The sequence below is a fragment of the Sorangium sp. So ce185 genome, assembly GCF_051526825.1.
Taxonomy (GTDB): domain Bacteria; phylum Myxococcota_A; class Polyangia; order Polyangiales; family Polyangiaceae; genus Sorangium; species Sorangium cellulosum_D.
This window is the reverse complement of record NZ_CP150316.1, coordinates 7,853,553-7,867,658: the sequence shown is the minus strand read 5'-3', so window position 1 is coordinate 7,867,658 and position 14,106 is coordinate 7,853,553. Positions and strand designations below refer to the sequence as shown.

General features: G+C 73.2%; 9 protein-coding genes. 3 read left to right on the top strand and 6 right to left on the bottom strand.

The window, feature by feature from the left end; translation table 11 throughout:
• Nucleotides 1-70: 70 nt before the first annotated feature.
• The 4 genes from WMF26_RS28720 to WMF26_RS28705 form a co-directional block, all read right to left on the bottom strand.
• Nucleotides 71-1,471 (bottom strand): acetyl-CoA carboxylase biotin carboxylase subunit, encoded by a 1,401-nt coding sequence (locus WMF26_RS28720; RefSeq protein ID WP_437995277.1) that lies wholly within the window; start codon nt 1,469-1,471, stop codon nt 71-73.
• Nucleotides 1,472-1,580: 109 nt separating this feature from the next.
• Nucleotides 1,581-2,750 (bottom strand): 23S rRNA (adenine(2503)-C(2))-methyltransferase RlmN, encoded by a 1,170-nt coding sequence (rlmN, locus tag WMF26_RS28715; protein WP_437995276.1) that lies wholly within the window; start codon nt 2,748-2,750, stop codon nt 1,581-1,583.
• 94 nt (nt 2,751-2,844) lie between these two features.
• Entirely contained in the window at nt 2,845-3,993 is a 1,149-nt protein-coding gene (locus WMF26_RS28710; protein ID WP_437995275.1) for a CgeB family protein, read from the bottom strand.
• A gap of 947 nt (nt 3,994-4,940) precedes the next feature.
• The gene (locus tag WMF26_RS28705) at nt 4,941-5,831 is read right to left on the bottom strand and encodes a serine/threonine-protein kinase (RefSeq protein WP_438002460.1); all 891 of its coding nucleotides are present in this window, start codon (nt 5,829-5,831) and stop codon (nt 4,941-4,943) included.
• A 377-nt stretch (nt 5,832-6,208) separates the two neighbouring features.
• On the opposite strand from WMF26_RS28705, the gene WMF26_RS28700 reads away from it, so the two are divergent.
• On the top strand, nt 6,209-6,352 hold the full coding sequence (locus tag WMF26_RS28700) for a hypothetical protein (protein ID WP_437995274.1): 144 nt from the start codon (nt 6,209-6,211) through the stop codon (nt 6,350-6,352).
• Between the two features lie 45 nt (nt 6,353-6,397).
• A complete protein-coding gene (locus tag WMF26_RS28695; RefSeq protein ID WP_437995273.1) occupies nt 6,398-10,261 on the top strand; it encodes a serine/threonine-protein kinase in 3,864 nt (1,287 codons plus the stop codon).
• A gap of 286 nt (nt 10,262-10,547) precedes the next feature.
• On the opposite strand, the gene WMF26_RS28690 is transcribed toward WMF26_RS28695, so the two are convergent.
• Nucleotides 10,548-10,829, bottom strand: a complete 282-nt coding sequence (locus WMF26_RS28690; RefSeq protein ID WP_061625631.1) for a pyrimidine/purine nucleoside phosphorylase — start codon at nt 10,827-10,829, stop codon at nt 10,548-10,550.
• Between the two features lie 696 nt (nt 10,830-11,525).
• Here WMF26_RS28690 and WMF26_RS28685 point away from each other — a divergent pair.
• Entirely contained in the window at nt 11,526-11,924 is a 399-nt protein-coding gene (locus tag WMF26_RS28685; protein ID WP_437995272.1) for a hypothetical protein, read from the top strand.
• A 117-nt stretch (nt 11,925-12,041) separates the two neighbouring features.
• Here WMF26_RS28685 and WMF26_RS28680 read toward each other — a convergent pair whose 3' ends face one another.
• The gene (locus tag WMF26_RS28680; RefSeq protein ID WP_437995271.1) at nt 12,042-14,084 is read right to left on the bottom strand and encodes a membrane dipeptidase; all 2,043 of its coding nucleotides are present in this window, start codon (nt 14,082-14,084) and stop codon (nt 12,042-12,044) included.
• Nucleotides 14,085-14,106: the final 22 nt, after the last annotated feature.

Below are 14,106 nucleotides of genomic sequence, written 5' to 3'. Positions count from 1 at the left end.
CGATTCGGCGCGCGGCGCCTCGCCTGCCCGCCCCCTCCCACCGCGCGCGCCTGGTCCGCCCGGGCCGGCGCTATCCGGCCTTCTTGCCGGCGGCGAGCGCCTCGGCGAAGCGCGTGTCGTACTGCCCGCCGCGGAAGTCGGCGTCCGCCAGGATCTGGCGGAGGAACGCGAGGTTCGTCGCGGCGGGGCCCGACGGGCCGGCGAGCTCGATCGTCGTCTCGGCGAGCGCCCGGTCGAGGCGGGCGATCGCGTCGCCGCGCGTCGGCCCGTGGGCGACGATCTTGGCGAGCAGCGGATCGTAGAACGGCGTCACCTCGAGCCCCTCGGCGACGCCGGTCTCGATCCGCAGGTCGTCGCCCGCGGCCGGCCAGCGGAGCGCGGCGATGCGGCCGGGCTGGGGCGCGAACTTCTTCGCCGGATCCTCGGCGTAGAGCCGCGCCTCGATCGCGTGGCCGCGGTACGCGTGGTCCCGGACCTCCGGCGCGAGCGGCTCGCCCGAGGCGATGCGGATCTGGTGCTCGACGAGGTCGAGCCCGGTGCACATCTCGGTGACGCAGTGCTCGACCTGGAGCCGCGCGTTGACCTCGAGGAAGTAGAGCTCGCCGCTCTCCGCCGCGACGAACTCGACGGTGCCGGCGCCGACGTAGCCGGCGCTGGTCACGACCCGGAGGGCGCTCTCGTGGAGCGACCGCCGCCGGGCGTCGCCCGCCTCCCCCTCGAAGAAGGCGGCGGGCGACGGCGTCTCCTCGACGATCTTCTGGTGCCGGCGCTGCGCGCTGCACTCGCGCTCGCCGAGCGCGACCGCGCCGCCCTTCCCATCGCAGAGCACCTGCACCTCGATGTGGCGCGGGCGCTCGATGTACCGCTCCATGTACACGCGCGGGTCGCCGAACGCGGAGCGGCCGCGATCCGAGCACGCGGTGAGGGCGCGGGCGAGCTTGCCCGGCTCGGCGACGATCTGCATGCCGATGCCGCCGCCGCCGCCCGCGGCCTTGACCAGCAGCGGGAAGCCGATGCTCTCGGCGGCGCGCTGGGCGGACTCGAGATCGGCCGGGTCGACCGGGCCGCCCGTGCCCGGCGGCGGGAACACGTCGGCGCCGCGCGCCTGCTCGCGCGCGAGGATCTTGTCGCCGAAGACGTGGAGCACCGCGGGCGGCGGGCCGATGAACGTGACGCCGGCGTCGAGGACCGCCGCGGCGAACGCCTCGTTCTCGCTGAGCAGCCCGTAGCCGGGGTGGATGCCGTCGGCGCCCGTCGCGCGGGCCGCCTCGACGATCGCGTGGACGACCAGGTAGCTGTCCTTGACCGGCGGCGGCCCGATGCGCACCGCCTCGTCGGCCATGGCGACGTGCGGCGCGCCCGCGTCCGCGTCCGAGTACACGGCGACCGTCGCGATCCCGAGCCGTTTGCAGGTCCGGAGGACGCGGCAGGCGATCTCTCCACGGTTGGCGACGAGGATCTTCTTCAACACGGCCGACAGCTACGCCCCCGCGCGGCGGGGCGTCAAGGCGCTCGCGGCGGGCGATGCTCCCCCGGTGCGGCGCCCGACGGCGTCGTACGGCGGCGCCTGGCGAGCGCCCTCAGCCGAGCGCGCGCCGCACCTTCGGCTTGGCCCCGAGCAGCACGAGCTGGCCGCAGGCCGCCGAGACGTCGTCGCCGCGCCGGCGGCGCACGAAGCACGAGTACCCCGCCTGGGTGAGCACCTCCTGGAACGCGGCCACGCGCTCCTGGGCCGGCGGGCCCAGCGAGGAGGCCTCGATCGGGTTCATCGGGATGAGGTTGATCTTCACCGGGAGCCCGCGCAGGAGCTTCGCCAGCCGGCGCGCCTCGGCCGGGTCGTCGTTCTGCCCGGCGACGAGCGTGTACTCGATGGTGATGCGCCGGCGCCGCGGCAGCGGGTAGGCGCGCAGCGCCGCGAGCAGCTCGTCGAGCGGGTACTTGCGGTTGATGGGCATCAGCGCCGAGCGGGTCTCGTCGTCCGCGGCGTGCAGCGAGATCGCCAGCGCGATCTGCCCGCCGAACTCCGCGCCGAGCCGCGCGATCTCCGGGACCAGGCCCGACGTCGACACCGTGACCCGCCGCGTCGAGAGGTTGATCCCCTCCGGGTGCGTGAGCAGGCGCAGCGAGCGCGCGGTGTTCTCGTAGTTGTGGAGCGGCTCGCCCATGCCCATGTAGACGACGTTGCGGAGGTCCTCGCCCTCCTCGAGCATCGCGCGCCCGAGCAGCACCTGGCCCGCGATCTCCTCGGCGCCGAGGTGGCGCTTGAGCCCCGCCACGCCGCTCGCGCAGAACCCGCATCCCATCGCGCAGCCGACCTGCGTGGAGATGCACTGGGTGACGCGGACGCGCGGCGCCGCGCCGGCCTCCGCCTCCGCGTCGTCGTCCTCGTCGTCGTCGGCCGCCGCCGCCGCGTCGGCGTCGAGCTGCGTCTGCGAGCCGGGCCCCGACACCGACGGGAGCAGGACCGTCTCGATCGTCGCGCCGTCGCGCAGGCGCAGGAGCAGCTTGCGCGTGCCGTCCTCGGAGCGGTGGACCCGCTCGGGCGTCAGCACCTCGCCGAGCCCCTCCGCGGCGAGGTGCTCGCGCAGCCGCGCCGGGAGGTTCGTCATCGCCGCCGGATCGAGGACGCCGCGGCGGTGGATCCAGTGGAAGACCTGCTTCGCCGTGAACGACCGCTCTCCGCGGGCGGCCAGCGAGGCCGACCACTCCTCGGGCAGGCGAGCGACGGGGTGAAGCGGGGTGGAGCGCACCTCCGTGGCGTACTGCGCGCCGCCCCGAGCGGCAAGGGCACGGGCGCGAGCGCGGCCGCCAGCGCCGAGCGCGGGCACCCGCGCCGGCCTCAGGTCAGCTCTGCGTCTCGGCGTGCGCCGCCGCGAGCTGCCCGTCGCGGTCGCGGCGCGCCCGCGTCCGGCTCGTCGCCTCGAGCGCCTCGCGGGTGTAGCGCTCGAGCGCCTCGGCCCGGTGCATCGCCGTGTGCTCGGCGAACACGCGCTGCCGTGCCCGCTGGCCCACGGTGAGGCGCTTGTCCTCCTTCATCTCCCGGAGTTTCCGGAGCACGTCCTCCGGCGTGCGGACGAGGAGGATCTCCTCGCCGGGCTGGAAGAACGTCTCGATCCCGGGCCAGGTGTCGCTCAGGACCGGGGTCCCGCACGCGGCCGCCTCGAACAGGCGCGCGCTCGGCGACCACCCGGACTCGACCATCGCCCGGCGGGTCAGGTTCAGCGTGAAGCGCTGGGCGTTGTAGAAGATGCGGTGCTCGTCCGGCGGCAGGTGCTCCGTCCGGGTGACGTTCTCGGGCCACGCGAGCGACGCCGGGTACTGCGCGCCCGCCACCGCGAAGCGCCCGCGGCGCATCCGCCGCGCGGGCTCCAGCAGGAGCCGCTCGACCGCCGCCTGCCGGTCGTCGCTGTACGTGCCGAGGTAGCCGAGATCCCAGCGCATCGGCGTCGGCTGCGGGTAATACACGTCGGTGTCGGCCGCGCAGTAGAGCGCCCGCGCGCGCACCGCGCCGTGGCTGCGCTCCAGCCGCTCCAGCGTCGGGCCGCCCGTCGCCGACAGGTAGAGGTCGTACCGCGGGATCAGCGCCGGCGTGAGGTACGCGTGGTCCCCGTGCGCGAGCCGGCCCAGCGTGACCGGTGTGTCGAGATCGTAGAACGCGGCCTTGCCGCGGGCCTCCTCCGTGATCCACGCCCCGACGGTCGCCCCTTCCGGGACGAAGGAGCCGACCACCACGAGATCGGCTTCGCGCACCGCGCGTGAGAATCGATCGCGGAGCTCGGTAATGCTCGAGTACTGCTCGATCGCGCCGTAAGGCGGGTTGGGCAGGTCGCGGTGCTGATCGTAGATGGAGAGGTTCCGCTCCAGAAAGAGCACGTGGTGGCCGCGCGCCGCGAGCGCCCGGAGGAGCGCTCTGTACGTCGTGGCGTGGCCGTTGCCCCACGAAGACGTGATGGAGAGTCCCAGGAAGACATAGCGGTAGGTAGGTGTCGTCATAACGTGGTGGCGGCGAGGGTTGAGAGATCCCAGACGACGTGCCGGCCCGGAGTGGCCGGTCTCGAGACACACCGCGGCGACGCCCGTGAGGCCGGTTCCGGCCTCACGGGCGCAGCCAGGCAGGCGGACACGCCGGGCTGGACGAGGCTGGGCCGCGCCGCCCGGTTCGGTAACGAGAGCTGCACACGTCGATCCGGTTGCCCTGGCGCCGCGCGAGCGGGCGCGGCGACGAGCGAGCGAACCCCGGATTAACATGCGTGCTCACGCTCTGCAATCCTGCGAGATGCGGTTTCTCGTCCGAAGAGGCGTATTCCCCGTCAGGACCTCAGGCGATAAGGCCCGGACTGATCTCGAGACGATGAACGGCGCAGAATCGTAACGTGCTGAGGGATAAAGCGGCTCGATCGCGCAAAGCACCCGCGGCGAGCGCGGTTCGCGTGGCCGTTGCCTCGCCGCGGCCGCGGCGAGGCAACCGGCCTGTGCGGCGAAGAGCAGATTCGAAGAGATGATGAGAAAACCGGGGCCGCTATCGTAATGGTCAGCCGCGGCTGCTGGTCGAACGGAGCGATGGCGGGCGCTCCCGCACGGGAACGCCGCGGCAGCGCGTGAGACGCCGCCGGAGCCGGCGCGGCCCGGTGAGCGCGCCGCCGCGGGCCGCAGGGCGACGGACCTCTGCGCTGCCGGTCTCGATGAAGGCGCAGCGGAGCGCGGGCGCGCAGGGGGGCGCCGTCCGATCGGCGCGCCACCGGCGCAGCGGGCTCAGCCGGTGCCGTGAGGCGCGGAGGGGCGCGCGGAGAATTCGTCAGGGGAGCGGGAAGGCAGGAGGCGCACGGCGCCGCGGGCCGCCTTCCTGCTCGGAGAGGGCGTTGCCGCGGAGCGCGGCGCGATCGCCTGCGGGGTCGTCCAGCCTGGAGCGGCGGGGCGCGGCGCGGATGCCGCCGCGACGTTCAGCTGGCGGGGCGCAGCCCCCGCCAGCCGTCGAGCACCTCGGCGACGTTGGCGAAGCGGCGGTCTGGGCTGTGGGCGAGACCCCGGTTCACGAACACCTCGACATGCTTGTCGACCGGCGGCGGCATGAGGTTGCCGAGGCGGCGCGGCGGCGTCCTCGTCTTCAGGTCGGCGAGCATCATCAGGTTGCGCGCGGCGTAGGGGAGCTCGCCCGTGAGCGCCTGAAAGACCACCGTCATGGCCGCATAGAGGTCGGCCCGGTGATCCACCGTCTTGCCCTTCACGAGCTGCTCCGGCGGCGCGAACCTGAAATCGCCGAGACACCGGCCCGGCAAGCTCACCACCTCGTCGTCGAACGCGGGCGGGAGCTTGCACGAGCCGAGATCGAGCAGCGTCAGCCGCTCGCCGTCCGGGCCCCGGTCGAGGAGCACGTTCGTGGAGCTGATGTCGCGGTGGATGATGCCAATCTCGTGCAGCTCGGCGATCGCCAGCCAGAGCTGCTCGACCAGCGGGTGTAGGGCGGCGAACGGGATCGGCCCCAGCCGGGCGAGGCGGTCGCTGAGGAGCTCGCCCTCCCGCAGCTCGAAGACGAGGAGGGGGCCGTGCTCCGGGTCCTTGCCGCCGTCGATCGACGGCAGCGTGTGCGGGCCCCGCAGCCGCTGGCACGCCGCCGCCTCGCGCCGGAAGCGCGCCTGGGCCTCCTCCAGGGGCATGCGCTCCGGCGCGCTGAGCACGCCCCCCGGGTCCAGCCGCACCGGAGGCTCGCCGAGCACCTTCACCGCGACGCGGCGGCCAGCGCTCGCGTCCTCGGCGCTGAACACTTCACCGAGGCCTTCGCGGCGGAGATGACGCACCACGCGGTAGCGCTGGAGCAGTACGGTTCCGGGCACGATTGACAAGAGCGGCCTCCTTCGCTTGACAAAGGGGGTCCAGCGCGTTCCGGTCGCCTCCCCCCAGTCCCCAGACAAGCTCATTTATCACGCGGGCGCGACAGAGGAAGCGCCGCGCGCGTCGCGGAGTGAAAAGGAGGCCGCGCCTACACCTGCCACGCCGCATCGCGCGGCCTCGTCGCCCGGCCGCTGCGCTCGAGGTCGCCTGGACGAAAAAGTATCGTGGTGTGGGCGAGGGGGGAGGCGAGCGCCGCCGGCCGGGCGTGCCGTCGCACCAGGGCGCGGCGGGGCGCGGCGGGGCGGGGCGCGGCCGGGCGCCAGGGCAGGGGGCGCGCGGGCGCGTCGCTGCGCCGTAGAGTTACGCCGTAGAGTTGCCCGTGGCCGCGCTCTCTGGCGACGATGCGCGCTGGAGCGCGGCAATCGGCGGTGATTGCATCGAGGAGGCGGGGCCTCGCGGCGCGCGGCTCCGGCGACTGGCCACCACCCCCGAACCGCTGGCCATTCTCGTGAACTTCGCGTAGCTCCCACACAGGACGGACGGTCCGCGGGGAGCGGCGGCAGGGGCAATGCGAGCGGGAAACGTCATCGACGGCCGGTTCGAGATCGTGGAGCTCGCGGGCGCCGGCGGCATGGGCCACGTCTTCCGCGCGTACGACCTCACGACCGGCGAGACGGTCGCCCTCAAGGTCCTCCAGAACGCCGCCACCCAGGACTCGAGCCGCCTCTCGCGCGAGGCGCAGGCGCTCGCCACGCTGCGGGTGCCGGGGGTGGTGCGGTACATCGCCCACGGCGTCACCGACCTCGGCCACCCCTACCTCGCCATGGAGTGGCTCACCGGCGAGACCCTCTCGCAGCGCCTCGCCCGGCAGGCGTTCACGCTGGACGAGAGCCTCAAGCTCGCCCGGCGCGTCGCGACCACCCTCGGGTCCGTGCACCGGCTCGGCGTCGTCCACCGCGATCTGAAGCCGAGCAACCTGCTCCTCGTCGGCGGCGCGATCGACCGCATCACGCTCATCGACTTCGGCGTGGTCCGGATGTCCGGCATCGATCAGCAGCTCACCATGCCCGGCGCCATCCTCGGCACCCCCGGCTACATGGCGCCGGAGCAGGCCCGCGGCGAGGCCCAGGTCGACGCGCGCGCCGACGTCTTCGCGCTCGGCTGCGTGCTCTACAAGTGCATCTCGGGGCGCGCCCCGTTCCGCGGCGCGCGCGGGCTCGCGGTGCTCGTCAAGGTGCTCCTCGAGGAGCCGCCGTCGCTCCGGTGGCTCCGCGAGGACGTGCCCGAGGCGCTCGACGAGCTCGTCACGCGCATGCTGTCGAAGTCGCCCGAGGGGCGGCCGAGCGACGGCAACGCGGTCGCCGCCGAGCTCGCCGCGCTCATGGATCCCGCGGCGCTCTCGGTCCGCCCGCCGGCCAGCTCCATCCGCCCGCCGGAGCTCACGACCGGCGAGCGCAAGGTGATGTGCCTCGTGCTCGCGCGCGACGGCCGCGCCCCGGCCGCCGCCGAGGCGGCGCTCCCCGAGGTCGACGAGCAGGCGCGCGCGCAGGCGCTCTCGGCCACGGCGGCGCGCTACCGGGGCCAGCTCGAGCTCGTCGAGGCGCGGCTGCCGCTCGTCGTGCTCTCCGGCGCCGGCGCGACGACCGACCTCGCGGCCCGGGCGGCCCGCTGCGCGCTCGCCGTGCAGGCGCTGCTCGGCGGCGCGCCGGTCGCGGTCGTCACGGGCAGGGCCGAGATCGCCTCGCGCATGCCGATCGGCGACCTCATCGATCGCGTCGTCCAGCTGCTCCCCGAGCGCCGCGCCCCGTCCCGCGCGGCGGCGATCCGCATCGACGAGGTGACGGCGGGGCTGCTCGGGGCGCGCTTCGAGATCACCACGGACGAGGCCGGCCAGTGGCTCCACGGCGCGCGCGAGGGGCCGGACGAGGTGCCGCTCCTGCTCGGCAAGGCCACGTCGTGCGTCGGGCGCGAGCGCGAGCTGTCGCTCATCCGGGACGAGCTCGCCCGGTGCGTCGAGGAGTCGACCCCGAGCGTCGTGCTCGTCACCGGGCCGGCGGGCATCGGCAAATCGCGGCTCCGCCACGAGCTCGTCCGCGCGATCCGGGAGGACGGCGAGCCGGTCGAGGTGTGGCTCGGGCAGGTGGACCCGATGAGCGCCGGCTCGTCGTTCGGCCTGCTCGCGCACGCGCTCCGGCGGGCGATGGGCCTCTCCGAGACCGACGCCGTCGAGGAGCGGCGGCGCAAGGTGCGGGCGCGGGTCGAGCGGCACGCGTCGCTCGACGCGGCGCGCGTGGCGACGTTCCTCGGCGAGCTGGTCGGCGCGCCGTTCCCGGACGACGACGTCCAGCTCCGGGCGGCGCGGCGGAACCCGATGCTCATGGGCGACCAGCTGCGCCTCGCCTGGGAGGACTTCCTGCGCGCCGAGTGCGCGGTGCACCCGGTCCTGCTCGTGCTCGAGGACCTGCACTGGGGCGACCTGCCCACGATCACGATGGTCGACGCCGCGCTCCGGAACCTGAAGGACCGGCCGTTCATGGTGATGGCGCTCGGCCGCCCGGAGGTGCACGAGCTCTTCCCGAAGCTGTGGGACGAGCGGCGCGGGCACAAGCTCCGCCTCGCGGGGATCTCGCGCCGGTCGAGCGAGCGGCTCGTGCGCCAGGTGCTCGGCGAGCGCGAGAGCCCGGCGCTCGTGGCGACGCTCGTCGAGCGCGCGGACGGCAACGCCTTCTACCTCGAGGAGCAGATCCGCGCCGCGGCGGCGGGCAAGGGCGCGGACCTGCCGGAGACGGTGCTCTCGATGGTGCAGGCCGAGCTCGACGCGCTGGACGTCGGCGCGCGGCGGGTGCTGCGCGCCGGGGCGATCTTCGGCGAGAGCTTCTCGCGGAACGGGGTCGCCGCGCTGGTGGGCCGCGCGGAGGTCGACCGGCTGCTGACCGAGCTCGAGGCGCGGGAGCTCATCGTCCGGCGCTCGGTGGAGGGCGCGCCGGAGGTGATCGAGTACCGGTTCCGGCACGCGCTCGTGCGCGAGGCGGCGTACGGGATGCTGACCGATCACGATCGCCGCCTCGGCCACCGGCTCGCCGGCGAGTGGCTGGAGCGGACGGGGGCGGCGGACGCGATGGCGCTGGCCGAGCACTTCGAGCGCGGCGGCGAGCCGGCGCGGGCGGCGACGGCGACCCTGCGCGCCGCCGAGCAGGCGCTGCTCGGCAGCGATCTCGGCGCGGTGATCGAGCGGGTGGAGCGCGGCATCGCGCGCGGCGCGTCGAAGGCGACGGCGGGGGCGCTGCGGCTCTGCCAGGCCGAGGCGCACCTCTGGCGCGGCGAGTTCGCGCTGGCGGAGCGGCGGGGGATGGAGGCGCTGGAGCGGCTCTCGCCCGGGTCGGCGCCGTGGTTCTCTGCGCTCACGCAGATGATCCTCGCCGCCTCGAAGCGCGGCAACCACGACCAGGTCGAGCGCCTCTTGCGCGTCGCGCAGACCACGGAGCCGCGGCGCTCGGCGCGGACGGCGCGCAGCGTGTGCCTGTGCGCGGGCGCCGGGCGCCTCCTCTTCGGCGGGCGCTATCAGCTCGCGGACGAGCTGCTCGACGCGATCGAGCAGGACGCCGAGGAGACCGATCTGGAGGTCGAGGTGCTGGCGCGGCTCCACGAGGCGCGCGCGTACCGGGCGATGGCGGCCGGCGATCCGGGCGCCAGCTTCGCGGGCTTCGAGGGGGCGCTCGCGGCGTTCGAGCAGGCCGGCGATCGGCGCAACGCCTGCTGGGCGCGGAACAACCTCGGCTCCTGCTACGCGGAGCTCGGCGATTTCGAGGGCGCCGAGGCGGCGCTGCGCGCGTCGCTCGCGGACGCGGAGCGGATGGGGCTGTCGGACGCGCGGCTCGGGGCGCTCCTCGGCCTCGGCCCGGTGCTGGCGCGGCTCGACCTCGTCGAGGAGGCGCGGCGGACGGCGGAGGAGGCGATCGCGACGTCGCAGGGCCTCGGCGACGCGCGCCGGGAGGGCGCCGCGCGGACGTGCCTCGCGAGGATCCTGCTCCAGACGGGCGATCTCGGCGGTGCGGAGCGCGAGGCGCGCGCCGCGGTGGCGATCCTCTACGGCGCGCCGCCGCTGCGCGCGTTCGCGTACGCGGTGCTCGGGCGGGCGCTGCTCGACGCGGGGCAGGCGGTGGACGCGCTCGCGGCGACGACCGAGGCGTTCTGCCTGCTCGAGTCGGTGGGCGCCGAGGTGGGCGAGTCGCTGGTGCGGCTCGCGCACGCCGAGGCGCTCTCGGCGTGCGGTCACCGGCGGGAGGCGATGATGGCGATCGCGTCGGCGCGGGAGCGCTTGCTCGATCGGGCGAGGAAGATCGGGGATCCGGCGTGGAGGGCGAGGTTCCTGGGCAACGTGCCGGACAACGCGGCCACGCTGGAGATCGAGCGCAGGTGGCTGGGGGCGTAGGCCGGCGATAGCGCCGCGTCGCCTTGCTTCAGCGGGAGAGGGGGTGTCGCCCGGCCTACCGTGGACGCACGACCAGGGTCGTGCCTGGCTCCTGATGGAGAAGAATTTGAACCACAGAGACACAGAGGGCACAGAGGGAAGAGAAGAGAAAAATTTTATCTCATCTCTTCTCTCTCCTCTGTGCCCTCTGTGCCTCTGTGGTTCCTTCTCTCTTCTCTGCTGTCGCTCGGCGTCTGCGGGTCTCGGGACAGCCGCCTTCGCTACGCGGCGCCGGCGGGCGCCCGGCTCAGAGGAACTCGCAGAGATACCCTGTGGGCTGCGCGGCCTTGACGTCGAAGCCGCTCTTGCCGGCCACCTCGAACGACGTCCCCGCCGGGTACACGCGCCATTCCTGAGAGCCGTCGAAGCGGACGGCGAGCTCGCCCGCGACGACGGTCATCCGCTCCGGCGCCTCGGTCGAGAAATGGAACTCGCCAGCGTCGATGACTCCCACCGTCTGCCGGCGTCCGTGGCGCTCGAACCCGACGCTCTGGACGCTGCCGTTGAAGTAGCTGTTGTGCTTGAGCATGGCGCCCTCCTACCGCGTCCCGCGCCGAGAGGCCAGCCTCGACGCTCCCGGTCGCCGCGCGGCCGCGGCCGCGAGCCGCCGCCGGGAGCCGGCCGTCTGGGCGCGCCGGGCGGCCCCGGCGGCGAGGCTGAGCATCGCGTCGCCTCCCGGGCGCGGCGAGCCGCCACGGCGTGAACGCGAGCGCCGCTTGGGCGCGCGGCGCGCGTGCGGGTGAGGGCAAGAAAATTTGCCAGGTGGGGCAAGAAACTTTGCCCTTATCGTGTCTCTGACCCTGCGGTACCACCGCGTTGCCAAGGCACGGTCTCCCGCGAGCTCCGCGACGCAGCGACGCCCGAAGGGCCGCTCGTCATGGGCAAAGCCACCTCGTGACAGGCCCTGCATTGGCTACAACCTGCATGAGAGAGACCGCTACCGGTAGCTGACCCTGGCGGGGGGACGCCTGGCCTCTGTGGTTCGGCGACACATCGGATCTCGGGTGTCGCGCGCGGGCAGCGCGCGACACCGGCGAGACGCTCACCACGGCCGCTCCGCTGAAGCGACAGACACCGGAAGCATGAATGGAGGCAGCGCGTGACACACGACATCAAGGGCGAAGAAGGCACACTCCTCGAATCCCAGGACAACCTCGCCGTGGCCCGGCCCGGAGACGACAGGCGAGCCCGGTCGAGCGGGAAGGGTCGAGGCACGAGGTTTCTCATGAAGATGGCGATCGCCGTCCTCTCTTCCATGGCGCTCGCAGGCTGCGTCGCCCAGGAGGGCGATGAAGCCCTGAGCGAGGAGGCCCTGAGCGAGGAGGCCCTGAGCGAGGAGGCCGTGGGAGAGGCGGAGCAGGCGCTCCAGATCGGCCTCACGACGGTGAAGTGCAACAGCGGTTGGCCTGGTACGCGGGGCTGCTTCGTGCAGCTCGTCAGCGCGACGGACATCGTCCCCGGTTCGATCACCGTGCAGATCGATGGCCACAACGGCGCTGTGGGGTATAGCGTATCCCAGTCCGGGGCCCGGCTCATCAATTTCTCGGCGAGCATCCGCGAGGGCAACGCGTTCGACCCGGGGTCGAACACGACGAAGTTCATCGTGGCGTGGCTGCGCCAGTAGCGGCGGGGCCCGGATCCGACCCGGGTTGGCGGCGAAACGGGATCCGACCCGACCCGGGGTCGCGCCACAGGCCAACCCCGGTCGGGTCGCTGGAGCTCCGGGACGGGCGTGAACGGCTCAGGGGACGGAGCGGCCGACCGTCTCGGCCTTGGCCCACATCTGCGCGAAGCCTTCGGCGCCGTTGTAGAGCCGGTCGATGAGCTGCTCTCCGCCCGGCAGCGCCTCGACGTGCTTGAGGAAGTCCGGGAAGAGCCCGATGTGGACGACCCCCTCCTCGTTGTAATCCCACGAGCGGCTCCCCATCCGGGCCTTGGGGAACCTGGAGTAGTCGACGCAGGCCTTGGCGGCCGGAGCGGCGCATCGGTACACGACCTCCATGGCCTGCGTACAGAACATGCGCGTTGCGGCCCGGACACCGGCGCGGCCGTATTCGTCGGGAGACGGCGCCTTGTACGAGCAGGACGTCCTGGCGTTGCAGGCGCGGCCGACGAGGTCCGTGAGGTTGCCGCTGGTCTGGATGTCGAGGCAGCCGATGCGCGCGGAGCGCACGTCGATCTCCTCGCCCCCCGTGCACCGGAGCTGCGCGGGCGGGCGGCTCCAGGCGTCGCCCGGCACCGTCACCACCTGGTCCCGGGGCGCCTGGCACTCGGGAGAGCGCGGCATGACGACCATCCCGTTGATGTCCGAGCCGAGGGTGATCTGGAGCGGCTTGCCGCCCGACGCGATCGCCGCCACGGCGGCTGCGTTCCGCAGGAAGCTCCGGGCGTCGGAGTCGCCGAACCCGACGCCCGCGAGCCCGCCGCGCGCGGCGATCTCCATGTACTGGGCGTCGGTCCGGCCGTTCTCGTTGCCGCTCGAGCCGCGGAGCCCGTTGTGCCCCGAGACGAGCGGATACGCGCCGCCGGGCGTCGAGCGGGTGAACTCGAGCACGTCGCCCACCGTCCTCTGGGACATGTGATCGATGTCGATGACCATCCCGAGCTTCATCATCTCGTTGATGGCGACGCGGCCCATGGGCAAGAGCCCCAGCCGGTTCTTGTGGCCTTCGCCCGGCTTGCAGCTCGGGAGCGGGATGTGACCGCCGGCGTCGCCGAGCTTCATCAGCTTGAACAGATCGTTCCCCGACTGGATGCGCTTCGTGATGCCCTCTCCGCGGGAGCACTCGAGGTCCCACCATTTCCCCGTCTGGAAGCGGTTGGCGCGCGCCACCTCGTCCTCGTAGGCGGCGGTGCCGCCGAAGAGGTTGTCGGTGAGGTGGACCGGGAACACGTAGCGCACGCCGAGGCCGTGCAGGCGCCTGATCTCCGCGCGGATCTGGGCCTCCGTCGGCGCCGCCTTGTTCCACACGAAGTTGCCGATGTCGTCCAGCTCGACGCCGACGATCACCGCGAGCTTGTTCTTCTCCACGATGCGCCGGAGATCGCTGGATGAACGCGCGATCTCCATCCACGTGTCGTGCTTGCCCACGAAGCGGACGAGCTCGGCGATCTGGAGATTGCCCGACTCCCTGTCGTCGATGGGCGGGTTTGCTTCGACGCCGTGGGCGAGCGTGCGGCTGTTGACCGCCAGCGCGACCATCACCCGGAGGCCACCCTCCTTCGCGCGCCGGATCCAGTCGACCCACATCTGCTGGTGCAGGATATCGTTATGCGCCGGGAAGTGCGCGAACGTCGGATAACCCAGGGGGCGCTCGACCTGGAACGAGCGGATGCCGTGGGATTTCGCCATCTCCCCGAGCACGATCTGGCGGACGTGATTCCCGCACTTGTTCTTCAAGAAATCGTGGCCTCGGTGCGTGCTGTAGCTGGTCCCCAGCGCCTCCGCGATGCTGGCGGTGCGCCGCATCGACCCGTTGCACGTGGCGCCCGACATGCCTTGGCCGCTGGGGTCGTAGATTGTCCCCGGCGCCATGAGCACGTCGACGTCGGGAGCGCCGTGGAGCACGTGCCCCCCGAAGCCGAGGTGCGCCATCGGGTGGGTGTGGAGATCGACGAACCCGCGCAGCGGTCGGCCGGGAGCGCTCAGCGCGGACTCGAAGATCGGCGAGCGCCGCGCCTGCGCGCTCGCCGGGCCGGGGGTCGCGAGCGTCAGCGCGACCGCGGCGAGCGCGCTCCAGGGTGTCGCCCATGCAGGGCCTGTCATCGGGCTAGTTCTCTTCATACCGAATCATCCTCCAGAGGGG